We start from the raw sequence: 18,093 nt of genomic DNA, 5'->3' as shown, positions 1-18,093 counted from the left end.
TATAAAACAATTCTATAACATATCTTAATTTTAAAACATATTGTAAGTTTTTTACATATATTAATTATATTTTTATGTATTTCATCGATTATTTTATACATTTAATCGATTATTTAAAATTAGCTTCTTACTTTTGGCTTGTCAAAAATTCAATTAAAAAAAGTAATAGCTAAATTTTAGTATTATGAAAACTATTCAATTTAATAATGTAAAAAAAGGATGCTTATTTGCATTCCTAATTTCTACAATGTTAAGTTTTTCGCAGGTTTTGCTTAAAAACCAAGGATTTGAAGGAAGTACTTCCGATAATTTATCGTACGCTGTATCCTCTTCATCGTATGTTACCGTATCAACTACAACTGCAATGAGCGGAACAAGATCACTTCGATTTTCCGGATCTTCAAACAATTCAAGCAATGTTGTATTCGAAAATGTTTCATTATCAAATTACACCAATGCTCAAGTTTCTATTGCCTTTGCTGCGACGAATGTAGATGATAGCGAAGATTTATTTATCGATTTTTCATATGACAATGGCTCAAACTACACAACATCTATTCAACTTGTTGATGGTAATAATGGTGGTAGCGGTCAAAGTTTAGCTTTTGGAACTGGCGATACCACACCTGGTCAAGCCAATAATCCTTACTTTTTTAATATACCAAATAATAATTCGAGCGTGAGAATTCGTGTGAGATCAACGAATCTTGATTCAAGTGAATTCTTCTACATCGATAATATTACAATTACCGCAATGGTTGATACCGATGGAGATGGTATCGAAGATAATGCAGACCTCGATTCAGATAACGACGGAATTTTAGATTCCATTGAATGCGAATCGTGCTTTACCGACTTTTTTACCAACGGTGATTTTGAAAGTCCTTCTATCTCCGCTTCAAGTTACTCTATTTTACCAACAAACAGTGTTCCCGGATGGCAAACCAGTGCCGAAAACTTTATTGAAATTTGGAGTTCTGGATTTAATGGCGTTACAGCTGCTTCCGGAAATCAATTTGCAGAATTAAATGCAAATGTACCGGGAATTTTATACCAATCATTTTGCTTAAACGGTGCCGGTGGAACAATCAATTGGTCTGTTAAACATAGAGGAAGGTCAGGTGTAGATCAAGCTTTTGTAAAATTTGGTTCTTCATTATCAAATGCATTAGCATCAACTCCAATTGCAACAATGGTGGATGGAAACACAGCATGGGGAACTTATTCCGGTGTGTTTGTAATTCCTGAAGGTCAAACTCAAATTGTTCTAACTTTTCAAGCAGGTTATACCGCTTCCGGAAGTCAATCGATTGGAAATTTTATTGATGATGTAAAAATTTCAATAAACCAATCATGTATCGATACAGACAAAGATGGCGTTCCTGATTATTTAGATTTAGATTCAGATAATGACGGTATTCCGGATATTGAAGAAGCGGGTTTTAAACAAATGAGTAACCAAAAATCTACCTTTGATTTAAACAATTCTTCCTTGTGGAAAGATGAAAATGGTAATGGTCTAAACGATTACATTGAAACATTAACTTCAGCAGGAAACTATTCCATTCCTGACACAGATGGCGATTCTATTCCTGATTATCTTGACTTAGACAGTGATAACGATTCACTTTTTGATGTAGATGAAGCTGGATTATTAAACGGCGATGGCGACATCAATGGCGATGGAACCGGTGATGGTGCAGACAGTGATGGAGACGGAATTTTAGATTTATATGACAATTCAACTTCTTTTGGAACTATTGAAAGAGCTTACGCCCAAGATAGCGATTCAAACGGAGTGAGTGATTATCTTCAATTAGATTCAAATTCTGATGGTACTTTTGATATTCAATCGGGATTGTATGCCAATTTAGATGCTAATAATGATGGGAAAATTGATGGCTCTGCCGATTTAGATAAGGACGGAATTGTTGATACTTTCGACACCAATACTTCAAATTTTGGATCTCCAAGAGATTTAAATCGAAAATTATTTCTGGAATTTGATGGTAGAAACGATTATGCTCAAGGTTCTTCCGTATTGGGTGGATTATCACAAGTTTCAGTCATGGCTTGGATTAATTTAACGCATCCATACAATTCAAACGGAATAGTGGTTGGACAAAACAGATTTTACATACGTGTAAACAGTAGTCGAAGACTCCAAGTAGTTTTAAACGGAAGTACTATTTCATACAATACCGCTCTAAGTGCCTCCAGATGGTATCATGTTGCAGCAACGCTTGGTGACGGATATTTAAGAATTTATGTAAATGGTAATAATGTTTTAAGTTATGCTACAGACAGTTCAATTAATGCAGACACTACGCCATTAACCTTAGGTAAAAACCCTAATGCAAACAATAACTTCTTCAAAGGAAAAATTGATGAAGTTAGAATTTTCAACACCAATTTAACTGCTCAACAAGTGCAAAGAATGGTGTATCAGGAAATTGAAAATAATAATGGTCAAGTGAGAGGTGCAATCGTTCCTAAAAACATTGAAGAGTTACCTTTTGCAAACTTACTTCGATACTATAGAATGGATGTTTACAAAGATGATATTATTGATGATTTAACCACTCCAAGTATTGATACTGAAAGCGGAATGAGAATTTTTAACCATAAAATTATAAATTCACAACAAGCTCCTATGCCTTTTGTAACTTCACAATCCGGAAATTTTGCTAATGCAATTCATAATTCCACTGATGAAGTTAGAGGAATGGATGTTATAGATTCGAATTATTCAATTATTCAAGTGAAACACGATATCACAGAAACATCAAATATTACTACTGTTGGATTACTTGTTGATCCAAACGTAAAAATAACCATGAACAATGATACTAAACTTCAAAATGATTGGTATCTTAAACTAGACGGAAAAATTGATTTAAAAGATCGTTCGCAACTTATTCAAACTGTAAATAGTGAATTAGCTGCAACAAGTACTGGTAATTTGGAACGTGATCAGCAAGGTCAAAGCAATAAATTTAATTATAACTATTGGTCTTCGCCAGTGAGTTCTATCAATAATTCAACCATAAACCATGGTTACACCGTTGCCGGAGTGATGAAAGACGGAACAAACCCTGACAATCCAACAAATATTGCTTGGGTTAGCAGCACCAATAATCCGTTAACTAGTAATCCGATTACGTTGAGTAGCTATTGGATTTATAAATTCCAAAACGTATCTCCAATTTATGCCAACTGGGCAACTGTTGGTCAGAACGGAGCTTTATTAGCAGGTCAAGGCTTTACCTTAAAAGGAAGCGGAGCCTCTACCCCATCGCAGAATTTCACTTTTATCGGCAAACCAAACAATGGTGAAATCACAAGTTATGTTTCTGCTAACAATTTGAATTTATCCGGAAATCCATATCCATCTGCTTTGGATGCGAATGAATTTATTAGTCAAAATTTAGGTTCAATTAACGGAACATTGTATATCTGGGAACATTTTGCAACCAACAACACACATACTCTTTCAGGTTATCAAGGTGGTTATGCAACGCGTAATTTAGTGGGCGGAACAGCTCCTGTTTCTCCATCAGGAATTAGCGGATTAGGTTCAAGTACGAGAATCCCAGGAAGATTTATTCCTGTCGGACAAGGTTTCTTTGTAAGAGGAAATACAACAGGAGGAAGCTTTGTTTTCAATAACAGTCAACGTTTATTCATCAAAGAAAACAATGCCAATTCAAGCGTGCTTTTCAGATCAAGTGAAAATCAAACAACTAGTGAAGATGATATTGAATATGGAGCAGATAACAACCAAGAAGATACGTATAGCGAAGATGAATTCATGAAAATCAGAATTGGTTTTAATTCCTATAACAATTACCACAGACAATTGTTGATTGGTTTTATGGATGAATTGGCAACGGAAGATATTGATTTAGGATATGATGCTATTCACATCGACAACCAACAAAATGACATGTATTTCTTAAATAATGGTGTAAAACTGATTATTCAAGGTGCTTCGTATTTTGATGTGAACAAAACCTATCCGTTAGGAATAAAAACGTATGCTGCCGGAAATGTTCAGTTTACATTGGATGGAACAGAAAATGTGGATGAAGCAACAGACATTTTTATTCATGACAAAACAACCGGATTATATCATTCAATTAAAAACGAACATTTTACTATTGAATTACCACAAGGAGAAATTCACAACCGCTTTGAATTAACGTTTAACAACGGAACCTTATCTACAGGTGAACATAACCTTGATAATGAAATTGCGGTTGCTTTTACCAATGCCCAAAATCTACTAACGATAAAAAATAACTTAACCGATGTAACTGTGGAAACAGTGAGCATCTTTACGATCCTGGGTCAGACCCTTGCCACCTGGAATGTTGAAAACCAAACCCAAACCAACATTTCATTACCGGTGAGCAACGTGAGTGCTGGCACCTACATTGTTCGTGTGCAAACGAATGCCGGAACAATTAGCAAAAAAATCATTATTAAATAGGGTTTTGATAATTGATTTTTGACACCGAAAGGCCCCTCGACGTGAGGGGCTTTTCATTTTTATATACTTTTTGAAAATATTTTGCATTTGATGATTTGTTTTAAAAATTAGTATATTTGAGAGTAAATAAGCAAAACAAAGCTTCTAAAATCCAACAGAATGTTTTTGAATTTCTAGAAGTTTGTTTCTCAAATAAATAAATACCAATAATTAGAATGAAACAAATTCTATTCATAATTTTAATCCTTTACAATCTAAATTTTTTTGGACAAAATTCTGATATTGAAAATTTTATAAATCAAGTTGCCAAAATCGAAGTTCCTGAAAATTATGAATATTACTATTTGATTTCAAAAAGTCTTGAAAAATCAGTAATTCATGACTCGCTTCAAAATTATCAAATTCGAGAACTAAAAATAAGTGACAAAGACTTTCCTACTAATATTATTTACAAAGAGTTAGTAGGAACTATAGACTGGAAAAATTATAACTTGCAAAATGTTAGATATGTATCTAGTGAATATAAAAATCCAATTTCACCTCTTGAGAATAAAAATGTTCAATTTGTAAAATACAAAATTGAAGCAAAAGTTTATGACAGTCTTGTCAGAAATAACGAAGAAAATTCATTACTAGTAAAGAAAAAGTGGTTCTGGAATAAAAGTAGAATTTGGAAAAATAAAAAATTTTATAAAGAACTTGTAACCGCCTCGAATATTGACTCTAAAATTAATTACGAAAAAAAAATCTTTTTTCAATTTTCAAAACCATTATTTTCTGAGGACAAAAAATATGCTAGAATAACGATTTGTAAAAATAGAAGCTTTGATGGAAAGGGATTTACAGCAATTTATAGAAATGACAATGGTGTCTGGATAAAATTGATTGAATATAATCGATTTGGTTATGCTATTGCTTATACTCTCTAAAATATTAATAAATTTTGATATTCTTTTCGTTTACTACTCAATAGTTACAAAGAATAGCTCAACTTTTTGCCCCTCAAAATCCAACTTTACCTCTTCTCCAGTTACTAAATTTCTCGATCTAAAAATGTTAAATCTAAATTTATACGCATATAATTCATATATTTGCACGTACAACTTTATCGCTATGGACACAAAATTGACCTTAAAATTAAATCAAGAAATCATTGAGAAAGCGAAGATTTATGCTGCTCAAAAGAAAGTGAGTTTGTCTCGAATTATCGAGAATTACTTGAATTCGCTTACCAATGAAACAAAAAATGAGGATTCCATTGAAATCTCTCCTTTTGTAAAAAGTATAAAAACCGGTAATTCAATGCCGGCTGATTTGGATTACAAAAAAGAATATGCTGAACATCTTTTGAACAAACACAAATGAGTAAAAAGTTATTCTTAGACACTAATATTATGCTTGATTTTCTTGGAGAACGAGAACCTTTTTATACTCCAAGTGCTCAATTGGCTACTTTAGCCGATCACAAAAAAGTAAAACTGATTATTTCTCCTATTTCATTTGCTACGGTAAATTATTTTCTTACCAAGTCGGAAGGAAATGCAAATGCAAAAGAAAAACTGAGAAAGTTCAAAATTCTGTGTGAAATAGCTGCAATGAATGAAAGCATACTGGAAAAAGCGTTAAACTCCGATTTTGAAGATTTTGAAGATGCGTTACAATATTTTTGTGCTTTAGATTCAAAATGTGACATCATCATCACCAGAAATCAAAAAGATTTTAAACATTCTTTACTTCCAGTTATGTCAGCGGAAGAATATTTAAAAAGTTTATAAAAAAAACCTCGTCAGATACTTCTAACGAGGTCTAATTTATACAAAATTTGAAAAACTTATTTTAAAGCATTTTTCAACCCCTCAAAATCCAACTTCACTTGTTCACCCGTTTGTAAATTTTTCAAACCAAAAACATTCTCTTTCATTTCCGATTCTCCGGCTATCACGGCAAAAGGAATTCCGCGTTTGTCAGCATGTTGAAATTGTTTAGCGATTTTGGCGGCATCGGGATATAATTCGACTTTTATTCCGCTACGGCGTAATTTGGAAATGGCTTCCATAGCATAGAAACTTTCCGCATTTCCGTAATTGATAAAAAGTGCTTTGCTCGTGGCAGTGACCGTTTCAGGGAATAAACCTAATTCTTCCAACACTAAATAAATTCTATCTAATCCAAACGAAATTCCGACACCACTCATATTCTTTAAACCGAAAATTCCGGTCAAATCGTCATAACGACCGCCACCACCGATGGAACCCATCGCCACTTGCGGAGCAGTTACTTCAAAAATAGCTCCGGTGTAGTAATTTAAACCTCTGGCTAATGTGACATCCAAATCAATAATAGCGGTTTGCAAACCTAATTTTTGAACAGTTTCACATATAAATTGCAACTCTTCGACGCCTTTTTTTCCTTCTTCGGAAGAAGACAATAAGTCATTTAATTTTTCAATTTTTTCCGAAACCGTTCCGGTAAATTGAAACAACGGTTGCACTTTTTCGATCGCTGATTCCGAAATTCCTTTTTCAAGCATTTCTTTTTTCACACCGTCCTCGCCTATTTTGTCTAATTTGTCTAACGCAACTGTAAAATCGATTAATTTGTCTTTTGCACCAATCACTTCCGCAATTCCTGACAAAATTTTTCGGTTATTGATTTTGATGGTTGTTCCACCTAAACCTAATTGTGTAAAAACAGCATCATACAATTGAACCAACTCCACTTCTTGCCACAAAGAAGTTGAACCCACCACATCAGCATCACATTGATAAAACTCTCTGAATCTCCCTTTTTGTGGACGATCGGCTCTCCAAACCGGCTGAATTTGGTACCGCTTAAACGGAAACTCAATTTCATTTTGGTGTTGCACAACGTATCGTGCAAACGGAACGGTTAGGTCGTAACGAAGGGCTTTTTCGGAGATTTTTGAAGTTAGTTTTTTATAATCAATATTTGATAATTCTTCCTGACTTACTTTATCCAAATAATCACCCGAATTCAATATCTTAAAAATCAATCGATCCCCTTCTTCCCCATATTTACCCATCAACGTCTCCGAATTTTCAAACGAAGGCGTTTCAATTGGCTGAAAACCAAAAACCTCAAAATGATGTTTCATGATCGAGCTGATGTAATTGCGTTTTGCCACCTCTGCCGGTGAAAAATCTCTGGTTCCTTTGGGAATACTTGGTTTTTGTGCCATTTTGGGATTAATTATTAAATTTATGCTTCATTTTTTGCCCGCCTCGGCGGGAGATTCCTATTTCGACTTCGTCATCTTGCAGAATGAGAAAAATGAAAAGCTCTGCAAATATCTTACTTTTAAAATAATTTTTTCAGAATGCTTGTAACAAAATGTGTAAATTCGTGTCAAATGATGATATGGCCAGCTTAGTAAAAGAGAATATAAAAATTGCGTTGGGTTCTATTAAAACTCAACTTTTGCGTACGATATTGACTATTATCATTATCGCAATCGGAATTACGGCATTGGTGAGTATTCTAACCGTGGTTTCGGCTTTGGAAAACACCTTGTCATCCAATTTTGCTTCAATGGGAGCCAACACCTTCACTATCAGACAATATGAGCTGGAAGTGCGAATTGGTGGCGGACGAAGAGGCGAACGTGAAATAATCAACCCAATCATTTCTTACCCGCAAGCGAAAGATTTTCAAGAAAAATATAATTATCCGTTTACCAATTCTTCCCTTTCATTTACTGCAACCGGAACAGCTGAAGTTAAATTTGAAAACAAAAAAACCGATCCTGAAATTACCGTTTTAGGTGTGGATGAATATTATGCCGGAAATTCCGGTTTAGAACTATCTACCGGACGAAATTTTACCGGTTTTGACATCGAAAACAACAACTATGTTTGTGTCGTAGGTTCCGATTTTGAAAAAGGTTTACTAAAAGATGTCAATCCGATTGACAAAGTCATTTCGATTCGTGGAGCAAAATTCAAAGTAATTGGTGTTTTAAAAGAAGAAGGTTCCACCTTTGGAAACAGTCAGGATTTAAGGGTTTTTATTCCAATTCAAGTGGCTCGTTCGTTGTTTACACAACCCAACATCAATTATAATTTGAGTGTGATGGTGGAGAAAAAAGAATTGCTCGAAGCCGCTATCGATCAGGCTATTATTACGATGCGACAAGTTCGGAAACAAAATCCGGTGGAAGAAAACAACTTTGGAATCATCCGAAGTGATGAATTAATCAATCAAATTTTATCGCTAACTTCTGTATTGAGTGTCTCAGCATGGCTAATCGGAATTATTACAATTTTTGGTTCTTCGATTGCCTTAATGAATATCATGCTCGTCTCCGTAACCGAAAGAACCCGTGAAATTGGGGTACGAAAAGCCCTTGGTGCCAAACGAAAAACAATCGCTTTTCAGTTTTTCACCGAAACAATTGTCATTGGTCAACTAGGTGGATTAGTAGGAATTATATTAGGCGTAACCTTTGGTTCAATCGCCGCATCTTTATTAGAATTCACGTTCGTTATCCCTTGGATGGCAATAATTGCGGCTGTCATTACGAGTTTTGTGGTGGCGTTGGTTTCGGGTTTATATCCTGCGATTAAGGCTTCTAAATTAGATCCGGTGGAGGCTTTGAGGTATGAATAGTTATGGTAATAGGTTATTGGTAATGGGTAAAAGGTTATAAAATCAACAATCGTTATTTTTTTTTTGTAGCGAATGGCTCGGGCTTTTTCAGTAAACCATGTTCCCGCTTTCGCCTTTAGTCCCGTTTTAAAAAACGGGAGCTACCGTCTCAATCGGGGCTAAAAAGGAAACCATGAAAACGAAAGTGCTAAAATACACCTGACAGGTTTTTGAAACCTGTCAGGTGTAAAAGTTAAAAACCACGCGACAAAAGCCTTAATGTCCCTTAATTTCTTAATGGTTTGAAAAAAAAAATTATTTGAACTTATATGACTTATATGGTTCAAAAAAATAATTTAATTTCAAACCTACGATTACCTATTCAATGAACACTGATTTTAAAAATTGTTAAAATCGAAAAATTCTAAATTCTAAATTCTGAATTCTAAATTCTGAATTCTGAATTCTGAATTCTAATTTCAACCAAAAGACGTCTTCACCATCCTATCATTTCCATAAATATCCTTCCGCAATTCAATGTTTTTAAATCCCAAATCAGTTAATAGAGAAACAGTTTCTTTTCCTAAATACTGATTAATTTCAAAAAACAACAAACCATTCGGCTTCAGATTTTGTTGAGCTAACTCAGCAATTTTCCTGTAAAAAATTAGTGGATCTTCATCTGAAACAAAAAGAGCCAAATGCGGTTCAAAAGCCAACACATTCGTGTTAATTTCAGCTTTTTCCAACTGGCGAACATACGGTGGATTAGAAACAATGACATCAAATTGATTTTGCAAATCGGAAGTTTCTAAAATATTTTTTTGCATAAACTGAACGTCAACCTCATTCATTTGAGCATTTTCGTTGGCTACTTTTAACGCTTCTTCCGAAATGTCAATTCCAAAAACAGTTGATTCCGGTAAATTCTTTTTTAACGAAATGGGAATGCATCCGGTTCCGGTTCCGATATCAACAATGGTTGAATTATATTTATTTTGCTTTTTGATTTCACCTAAAATCCAATAAACCAATTCTTCAGTTTCCGGTCGAGGAATTAAGGTATGCTCATTCACTTTAAAAATCAAATCACAAAAAAACGTTTCACCTAAAATGTATTGAATGGGTTTTTGGGTTTTTAATTGCTCCAGTACGAATTTCCATTGTTCCAATTCTGATTCGGAAACTTTCAAATCGGGTTGCAAAGCCAAATCAACTCGTTTCAATTGATGGTATTTTTCCAACACCAAATAAAAGAAACTATCGATTTCTTGCTCATCAAAAAAAGGAGACAAATTGTTATGAAAGGAAGATTTTATTTCTTTAAAAGTCATATTCAATTATAATTCTTTCAACATCCAAACCGGACAAGAAGTGTGACCTGTGCATCCCATCGGTGCATCAATATAGTGAAATCCAAATTTTAAATACAATTTTTGAGCAGCATGCATATAGGGCATTGTTTCCAAATAACATTTTTCAAACCCAACAGACTGAGCAAAAGTTAAACATTTCTCCATCATTTCAGAACCAACCCCTAATCCTCTGGCTTCGGGTAAAAAATACATTTTTTGCAATTCGCAAATGGTTTCCGATTCATTTTCTAACTGACTAATGCCTGCTCCACCGATAATTTTGCCATCGTTTTCAACCACAAAATAACGACTTCTTGGTGCGGAATACGTTTCAAACATACTATCCAACGATACATCGGCATAAGCAGTTCCGACTTTTGGAACATCATGTTCAATTAGAACGGAACGAATAACGGCAGCAATCAACTTATTATCAGCTTCTTGAATAGGTCGGATGGTAATCATAAAAATCAATTCTTTTAATAAGCTGTAAAAGTAAAACTATTTCTACTTTTTTGGGCAAAAAGCGTAATTTTGTGTTCTGATGAATCACAAAAAATACATGCAACGTTGCCTTGAATTGGCCAAAAACGGATTGGGAACCACCTACCCTAACCCGATGGTGGGAAGCGTAATTGTATTTGAAAACAAAATTATTGGCGAAGGTTGGCATCAAAAAGCCGGTGAGCCACATGCGGAAGTAAATGCGATAAATTCTGTGAAAGACAAATCATTGCTTTCAAAATCAACTATTTATGTAAGTTTAGAACCGTGCAGTCATTTTGGAAAAACTCCTCCGTGTAGCGATTTGATTATTCATCACAAAATTCCGAATGTTGTGGTGGGAACAGTTGATCCAAATGAAAAAGTAGCTGGAAAAGGAATTGAAAAACTGCGAAATTCGGGAGCTTCCGTTATCGTTGGTATTTTAGAAAAACAATGCTTGGAACTCAATCGACGATTTTTTACATTTCATAACCAAAAAAGACCTTTCATTATTTTAAAATGGGCAGAAAGTGCCGATGGTTTTCTTTCTCCACAAACAAAAAATGAACAAAAACCGGTTTGGATTACAAATTCGTATTCAAGGCAATTGGTTCATAAATGGCGAACAGAAGAACAGGCAATTTTGGTGGGAACAAACACTGTTTTGGCAGACAATCCGCAATTGAACAGTAGAGATTGGCAGGGAAATAATCCCATAAGAATTGTTTTAGATCGTTCCGGAAAAATTCCAAACGATTACGAAGTAAAAAACGGAAAGCAATCAACTATTTTTATAACAGAAAAGGAAAATTTTGTTTCGGTTGAAAATTGTAACTTCGAAACTATTATCTTTGATAATCAACTTGCTGAAAAAATTAGTAGCTTACTTTTTCAAAAAGGCATTCAATCGGTTATAATTGAGGGCGGACTTCAAACATTACAAACCTTTATTGATGCCAATTTGTGGGATGAAGCTCGAATTTTTAAAGGAAGTTTGCTTTTTCAGCAAGGAACAAAAGCCCCAATCCTTGTAGGCGAAACCGTGAAACGAACAACTATTTTAAACGATGAACTTTTAATTCTTAAGCGGTATGATTAACACAATTATTTTCGATTTTGGAGATATTTTCATAAATCTGGACAAACCGGGTGTAGAAAAAGCGTTTCGCAATTTAGGTTTAACGGAATGGCATGCTGATTTGGATGAATTAAATAAACGTTTTGAAATTGGCGACGCAACAGAATTAGAGTTTATTCAAGGTTTTCAAAAACACCTTCCGAATGCTTCAATCGATGAAATTAGAAAAGCTTGGAATGCTGTTTTAGGTGATTTTCCGGAATACCGTTTGGAATTTTTACAAAGTTTAAAAGGAAAATACCGGTTATTTTTACTCACCAACACCGATATGATTCACATTGAACATTTTGAACACAAAGAAGGAATGTCTTTTACCAGAGATTTCTATAATTGTTTCGAAAAAGTGTATTATTCGTATGAACTTAAAATGCGAAAACCAAATGTTGAAATTTTTAAACTTCTACTAAATAAACATGATCTTTCTCCCAAAAGAACTCTGTTTGTTGATGATAAAAAAGAAAACACAGATGCTGCCGCTTCATTAGGAATTGAAGTTTGGAATTTACAAGTTGGACAAGAAGATGTAACGGAATTATTCGCCAAAAAAATAATTACCCTGTGATATACATTGTTTTAAGTGTTCTTTTTAACGCTGTTCTCTTTGTAATTTTAAAACTTTTCTCTCGATTCAATATCAACACTTTACAAGCATTAGTTGTAAACTATTTTACAGCTTTTGTAATGGGTTTATTTTTCTGCGAAGTTGCATTTGATTATTCTAAAATAATTGAAAAACAATGGTATCCGGGAAGCTTTATGCTAGGCTTTTTATTTATTGGTGTTTTTTATGCGACGGCAATAACCTCGCAACGTAATGGACTTTCAGTGGCATCAGTCGCTTCAAAAATGTCGGTGATTATTCCAATCAGTTTTGGCGTCTTATTATTTAATGAAAAGTTAGGGATTGCCAAAATCATCGGAATTATAATGGCTTTGATTGCTGTGTATTTCACATCAAAAAAAGAAAAAGGTACTGCTTCCGATTCAAAAAATTTACTTTTTCCACTTTTGGTTTTTGTTGGTGCCGGTGCAATTGACACCAGTTTGAAAGTATTGCAGAATGATTATTTACCCGAAAATGAAATTTCATTATTTTCATCACATACCTTTTTGATGGCTTTTTCGGTTGGAATTATAATAATAGGTATAAATATTATAAAAACTAAAACGAAAATAAATGGTAAAAATATTTTGGCCGGAATTATACTTGGCATTCCAAATTACTTTTCACTTTATTATTTAATCAAAATGTTGGATAGCGAAGTTTTTGAAAGTTCAACAATTTTCACGATTCACAATGTTGCGATTGTAATGGTTTCGACATTGGTTGGTATTTTATTTTTTAATGAAAAAATTTCCATGCGAAACGCAATCGGAATTGCCATGGCATTATTGGCCATTTTTCTTGTTACAAGTTAATATGAACGAATCAAAAGATACGTATAAAACCATTTTAGAACCATCGGAAGAAGTGTTGTTTAAAGAAAAAAACAGCAAATTCTTTGGTTATGCATTTCCTATTTTAAATGAAGAAGATGTAAAAGTACATTTGGAACAATTAAAAAAACAGCATTTTTCGGCAAGACATTGGTGTTATGCCTATCAAATTGGTACCGAAAAAATTACTTTTAGAGCCAATGATGATGGTGAACCCAACAATAGTGCAGGGATGCCAATTTATGGACAAATTCAATCGTTTGAAGTTACCAATATATTAATTGTAGTAGTTCGCTATTTCGGTGGAGTAAAATTAGGCGTTGGTGGATTAATTTCCGCCTATAAAACTGCCGCTCAAATGAGTTTAGAAAATGCTCAAATTATAGAAAAAACAATTGATGTTAATTTCCAACTCACATTTGACTACAAAAACATGAACAAAGTGATGCGGGTCATCAAAGAAAAAAATTTGGAAATCGTTTATCAAAAAATGGAAATGAATTGCGAACTCATCATTTCCACCCGAAAAAAAAATGCCGAAACAACTTTCGACATTTTTTCCAATTTATTTGAAATTAAAATAGAAAAAGTAGATTAATTTTCTAACGCTTCCATTTTATCAATAATCGTTTTTATATTTTCCGGTGGTAAGATTGGTTTACCTGTTTTGATGTCCACAAATACTAAAACAAAATCGGCTGTTGTTAATAACTCACCATTTTCGTTTTCAATTTTACATTCAAATTCTATCTTCACAGAGCTTTGATTTTTGTATTTAGTTTTTACAATAAGTAAATCATCGTAACGTGCTGGTTTTTTGTAATTTATGTTTATATTTACAATAGGAAGTGCGACTCCACTCTCTTCCATACTTTTATAGGAAATGCCTTGATTTCTAAGCCATTCCACGCGACCAATTTCAAAATAAGGTAAATAATTTCCGTGATAAACCACGCCCATCTGATCTGTTTCGGAATAACGCACACGAACGTGCAATTGATGTTCTTTCATAATTTTCTGTAATATTTTTCTTTATTCACTTTTGAAGCCGTAAATCATCTTTACAACAATTTTTTTATAAAATCAATAGCATTTTATTTTTTTTTACGTTTTTTTGTTCACATATTTGTTATCCCAAAAGTTGATAAAGAAACACCCTGTTTTCTTTGTAAGATAACCTTTAGTAAACAACAAAATTTATAGAATATATGAGCAAAACTGCGGAATCGGTATGGGAGAACTGTCTATCTTTTATAAAAGACAATATTCAGGAGCAAGCTTACAAAACTTGGTTCGAACCGATTAAGTCAGTGGAACTCACAGACAATGCTTTATACATTCAAGTACCCAGCAAATTTTTCTATGAATGGTTAGAGGAACACTACGTAAAATTACTTAAAGTGGCCTTGACCAAAGAACTTGGAAAAAACGCAAAGTTACTGTATAAAATCAAAATGGAAAACACTTACGGCAATAAACAACCTTTTACGGAACAATTGCCAAGTGCCCATCGCAGTCCGGTTAAACCACAAGACGTAGACGCTCCCTTTAAAAACCTTAGTCCAGAACTTAAAAACCCATTTGTGATTCCGGGTATCAGGAATTTAAAAATTGAATCTCAATTAAATGCCAATTACAGTTTTGATAACTTTTTAGAAGGTGATTCAAACCGATTGGCTCGTTCTGCCGGTATGGCGGTGGCTAATAAGCCTGGCGGAACTTCATTTAATCCATTATTAATTTTTGGTGGTGTTGGTTTAGGAAAAACACACTTGGCTCACGCTATTGGCGTAGAAATCAAAGATAAATATCCGGATAAAACTGTTTTGTATATATCCGCAGAAGTTTTTACTCAACAATATATTGACTCGGTTAAGAAAAACACTCGAAATGATTTTATTCATTTTTATCAATTAATTGATGTGTTGATTATTGATGATGTTCAGTTTTTATCAGGAAAATCAGGAACACAAGATGTGTTTTTTCACATTTTCAACTTCTTACATCAAAACGGAAAACAGGTTATCTTAACCTCAGACAAAGCTCCGGTTGACATGCAAGATATTGAACAACGTTTATTATCTCGCTTCAAATGGGGATTATCTGCTGAATTACATCAACCGGATTATGAAACACGAATTTCTATCCTAAAAAATATTTTATATCGTGATGGTGTTGAAATGCCCGATGAAATTATAGAATATGTTGCTCGTAACATCAAATCGAATGTGAGAGAATTAGAAGGTGCAATTATTTCGTTGATTGCTCAATCTTCTTTCAATAAAAAAGAAGTTACCTTAGAATTAGCAAAAGGTGTTGTTGAAAAATTCGTAAAAAATGTAAAAAGAGAAATTTCAATTGATTATATTCAGAAAGTGGTTTCCGATTATTTTCAATTAGACATTGATACATTACAATCCAAAACCAGAAAACGTCACGTAGTGCAAGCCAGACAATTAGCAATGTTTTTTGCTAAGAAATTCACTAAAGCTTCTTTGGCAAACATTGGTTCACAAATTGGCGATCGCGATCATGCAACTGTGTTACACGCTTGCAAAACCGTTGACAATTTAGTTACTACAGATAAACAGTTTAGAAAATTTGTGGAAGATATTCACAAAAAACTTTCCTTATAAAAAAATAATTTCAGTATTCTTACTACATTTGAATACTGAAATTATTTTAAAAGAATCTACATTTTATGCCAGTTAAAATTTTAATGGTTTGTTTGGGAAACATTTGCCGTTCGCCATTGGCAGAAGGTATTTTGGCCTCTAAACTTCCCAAAAATGACTTTTTAGTTGATTCCGCCGGAACAGGTCATTGGCATGTTGGAAATCCACCTGATAAAAGATCAATCCTTACCGCCGAAAAAAACGGAATTGATATTACCAATCAACGCGGAAAATTATTCAAACCCTCTTTTTTTCAGGAGTATGATTATATTTATGTGATGGACACGAATAATTATGCAGATGTGATTAAAATGGCAAAAAATGAGAATGAGAAAAAGAAAGTTCAACTCATTTTAGATGAACTTTTTCCCGGTGAAAATGTCGATGTTCCGGATCCCTACAACGGAATTCAAAGTAATTTTGATCAGGTTTTTGAAATGTTAGAGGAAGCTTGTGAGAGCATAGCCAATAAGCTTTTAGAAAAGAAATAATATGAAACCCATCACTTTTTTAGGAAAACTATATTTAATTCCAACCACTTTAGGTGAAGTTGCTCCTGATGATGTGCTTCCTCAAACCGTAAAAAGAGCAATAGATTTCATCAATGATTATGTGGTGGAAAATGAAAAAACTGCACGAAAATTTATCAAATCAATCAATCCTGAGAAAGTACAAGCGAATCTCAGAATCAATGTATTGAATAAACACACTGAGATTTCAGAACACAACGCTATGATTCAACCGTGTTTAGAAGGAAGAAATGTGGGTTTAATGAGTGAAGCAGGTTGCCCAGGTGTTGCCGATCCGGGAGCTGTGATTGTGAAATTAGCTCATGAAAGAGGAATTCAAGTGGTGCCGTTGGTTGGACCATCTTCTATTTTACTGGCTTTGATGGGATCCGGAATGAACGGACAAAGTTTTGCTTTTAATGGTTATTTACCTATTGATAAAAGCGAAAAAAAAGCAGCTTTAAAAAACTTGGAACGTTTGTCTTTTGAAAAAAATCAATCTCAGCTATTTATTGAAACACCCTATCGCAACAATAAATTAGTAGAAGATATTTTGCAATCACTTCAAAATTCTACACGACTTTGTATTGCAACGGATATTACCTTACCCACCGAATTCATCAAAACACTTTCTATAAACGATTGGAAAAAAACAAAGGTCGATTTACACAACCGACCTACAATTTTTATTATTCAGAAATCCTGATTTATTTCACCTTTGCATTTTTGTTTGCCACAATGTGCGACGTATCATAACCTCCAAATTTTTTGATATAACTTTTGATAGAAGTTCCAAAACCGTCTTTAATACTGCGGTTTCCGTTACTTTTTAAAAATTTCTTTACAGAACCTGCACCACCTAAGTGAGCGGCAGCCAACAATCCTGATTCGGTAATGGTTACACCTTTAATAACTTTTCCTTCGTATTTTTCAATTTCATCACGAAGAATCCATTTGTTAATTGATGCTAAGGCATTGAAAGCTTTTTCCTGTAATTGCGGAGAATTCATAAATGCTAAACTATCACGAACACCAATAGTTCGTAAGGTTCCCATACCAAATTGGTATTTTCCCATATATCCAAAGGAATTCACCAAATGATATTTTCCTTGTGATTCTTTAAAAGCTAAGGCTTGTTTGAAACCGGCATAAGTTTTTCCGGTTTGTGGGAATATCACGTTTGTATATTCCAATTCTTCTGCAGTGGGAACGGTGTAATGTAAAACCTCATCCGATTCATTTACATAAAACCAATTCAAATTCTCAAATTTATATGGTTTAAAACCTGTAGTAATTACGCCTACAATCAAGGCTATACAAGAATAAAAATACCATTTTTTCGACATATATGTTTATTTCTCAAGCTCTGTCACCATCTTGAATTTCACGGTGCAAA

17 protein-coding genes are annotated in these 18,093 nt (G+C 33.8%); 12 read left to right on the top strand and 5 right to left on the bottom strand.

Going from position 1 to position 18,093, the window contains the following annotated elements; genetic code table 11:
• Positions 1 to 184 precede the first annotated feature (184 nt).
• The 4 genes from B4N66_RS07100 to B4N66_RS07085 all read left to right on the top strand — a co-directional run bounded on the left by B4N66_RS07100 (position 185) and on the right by B4N66_RS07085 (position 6,267).
• Positions 185 to 4,492 (top strand): LamG-like jellyroll fold domain-containing protein, encoded by a 4,308-nt coding sequence (locus B4N66_RS07100; protein ID WP_291093466.1) that lies wholly within the window; start codon positions 185 to 187, stop codon positions 4,490 to 4,492.
• A gap of 215 nt (positions 4,493 to 4,707) precedes the next feature.
• The gene (locus tag B4N66_RS07095; protein WP_291093464.1) at positions 4,708 to 5,421 is read left to right on the top strand and encodes a hypothetical protein; all 714 of its coding nucleotides are present in this window, start codon (positions 4,708 to 4,710) and stop codon (positions 5,419 to 5,421) included.
• Between the two features lie 184 nt (positions 5,422 to 5,605).
• Positions 5,606 to 5,857, top strand: a complete 252-nt coding sequence (locus B4N66_RS07090) for a DUF6364 family protein (RefSeq protein ID WP_291093462.1) — start codon at positions 5,606 to 5,608, stop codon at positions 5,855 to 5,857.
• Positions 5,854 to 6,267: a type II toxin-antitoxin system VapC family toxin gene (locus B4N66_RS07085; protein ID WP_291093460.1), complete on the top strand. Its 414-nt coding sequence runs from the start codon at positions 5,854 to 5,856 to the stop codon at positions 6,265 to 6,267. Before B4N66_RS07090 ends, B4N66_RS07085 begins: the two co-directional genes overlap by 4 nt.
• Before the next feature lie 56 nt (positions 6,268 to 6,323).
• Here B4N66_RS07085 and hisS read toward each other — a convergent pair whose 3' ends face one another.
• Positions 6,324 to 7,691, bottom strand: a complete 1,368-nt coding sequence (gene hisS, locus B4N66_RS07080) for a histidine--tRNA ligase (RefSeq protein ID WP_291093457.1) — start codon at positions 7,689 to 7,691, stop codon at positions 6,324 to 6,326.
• A 179-nt stretch (positions 7,692 to 7,870) separates the two neighbouring features.
• On the opposite strand from hisS, the gene B4N66_RS07075 reads away from it, so the two are divergent.
• A complete protein-coding gene (locus tag B4N66_RS07075) occupies positions 7,871 to 9,118 on the top strand; it encodes an ABC transporter permease (RefSeq protein ID WP_291093455.1) in 1,248 nt (415 codons plus the stop codon).
• A 458-nt stretch (positions 9,119 to 9,576) separates the two neighbouring features.
• Here B4N66_RS07075 and prmC read toward each other — a convergent pair whose 3' ends face one another.
• Both prmC and B4N66_RS07065 read right to left on the bottom strand, forming a co-directional pair.
• Complete coding sequence (gene prmC / locus B4N66_RS07070; protein ID WP_291093452.1) at positions 9,577 to 10,431, bottom strand: peptide chain release factor N(5)-glutamine methyltransferase; 855 nt, start codon at positions 10,429 to 10,431, stop codon at positions 9,577 to 9,579.
• A gap of 6 nt (positions 10,432 to 10,437) precedes the next feature.
• The gene (locus B4N66_RS07065; protein WP_291093450.1) at positions 10,438 to 10,917 is read right to left on the bottom strand and encodes a GNAT family N-acetyltransferase; all 480 of its coding nucleotides are present in this window, start codon (positions 10,915 to 10,917) and stop codon (positions 10,438 to 10,440) included.
• A 79-nt stretch (positions 10,918 to 10,996) separates the two neighbouring features.
• On the opposite strand from B4N66_RS07065, the gene ribD reads away from it, so the two are divergent.
• From ribD to B4N66_RS07045, 4 genes are read left to right on the top strand one after another with little or no spacing between them, the layout of a single operon-like run.
• Positions 10,997 to 12,037 carry a bifunctional diaminohydroxyphosphoribosylaminopyrimidine deaminase/5-amino-6-(5-phosphoribosylamino)uracil reductase RibD gene (gene ribD / locus B4N66_RS07060; protein ID WP_291093449.1) on the top strand — a complete coding sequence of 347 codons (1,041 nt, stop codon included), beginning with the start codon at positions 10,997 to 10,999 and terminating at the stop codon, positions 12,035 to 12,037.
• Positions 12,030 to 12,638 (top strand): HAD family hydrolase, encoded by a 609-nt coding sequence (locus B4N66_RS07055; protein ID WP_291093448.1) that lies wholly within the window; start codon positions 12,030 to 12,032, stop codon positions 12,636 to 12,638. The genes ribD and B4N66_RS07055 overlap by 8 nt, the downstream gene beginning before the upstream one ends.
• Entirely contained in the window at positions 12,635 to 13,495 is an 861-nt protein-coding gene (locus B4N66_RS07050) for a GRP family sugar transporter (protein ID WP_291093446.1), read from the top strand. The genes B4N66_RS07055 and B4N66_RS07050 overlap by 4 nt, the downstream gene beginning before the upstream one ends.
• Before the next feature lies 1 nt (position 13,496).
• Positions 13,497 to 14,111, top strand: a complete 615-nt coding sequence (locus B4N66_RS07045) for an IMPACT family protein (RefSeq protein ID WP_291093445.1) — start codon at positions 13,497 to 13,499, stop codon at positions 14,109 to 14,111.
• On the opposite strand, the gene B4N66_RS07040 is transcribed toward B4N66_RS07045, so the two are convergent.
• Entirely contained in the window at positions 14,108 to 14,524 is a 417-nt protein-coding gene (locus tag B4N66_RS07040) for an acyl-CoA thioesterase (RefSeq protein ID WP_291093444.1), read from the bottom strand. The two genes, B4N66_RS07045 and B4N66_RS07040, sit on opposite strands and share 4 nt — an antisense overlap.
• Before the next feature lie 197 nt (positions 14,525 to 14,721).
• On the opposite strand from B4N66_RS07040, the gene dnaA reads away from it, so the two are divergent.
• The 3 genes from dnaA (at position 14,722) to B4N66_RS07025 (ending at position 17,403) form a co-directional block, all read left to right on the top strand.
• Positions 14,722 to 16,149 (top strand): chromosomal replication initiator protein DnaA, encoded by a 1,428-nt coding sequence (dnaA, locus tag B4N66_RS07035; protein WP_248434232.1) that lies wholly within the window; start codon positions 14,722 to 14,724, stop codon positions 16,147 to 16,149.
• Between the two features lie 65 nt (positions 16,150 to 16,214).
• Positions 16,215 to 16,679 carry a low molecular weight protein-tyrosine-phosphatase gene (locus B4N66_RS07030; protein WP_291093442.1) on the top strand — a complete coding sequence of 155 codons (465 nt, stop codon included), beginning with the start codon at positions 16,215 to 16,217 and terminating at the stop codon, positions 16,677 to 16,679.
• A gap of 1 nt (position 16,680) precedes the next feature.
• Positions 16,681 to 17,403, top strand: a complete 723-nt coding sequence (locus tag B4N66_RS07025) for an SAM-dependent methyltransferase (protein WP_291093441.1) — start codon at positions 16,681 to 16,683, stop codon at positions 17,401 to 17,403.
• Between the two features lies 1 nt (position 17,404).
• Here the strand turns inward: B4N66_RS07025 and B4N66_RS07020 are convergent, their stop codons facing one another.
• On the bottom strand, positions 17,405 to 18,043 hold the full coding sequence (locus tag B4N66_RS07020) for a peptidoglycan-binding protein LysM (protein ID WP_291093440.1): 639 nt from the start codon (positions 18,041 to 18,043) through the stop codon (positions 17,405 to 17,407).
• Positions 18,044 to 18,093 lie beyond the last annotated feature (50 nt).

It is taken from the genome of Flavobacterium sp. UBA2787, assembly GCA_002352205.1.
Classification (GTDB): domain Bacteria; phylum Bacteroidota; class Bacteroidia; order Flavobacteriales; family Flavobacteriaceae; genus Flavobacterium.
This window is presented reverse-complemented; position numbering and strand designations above follow the sequence as displayed.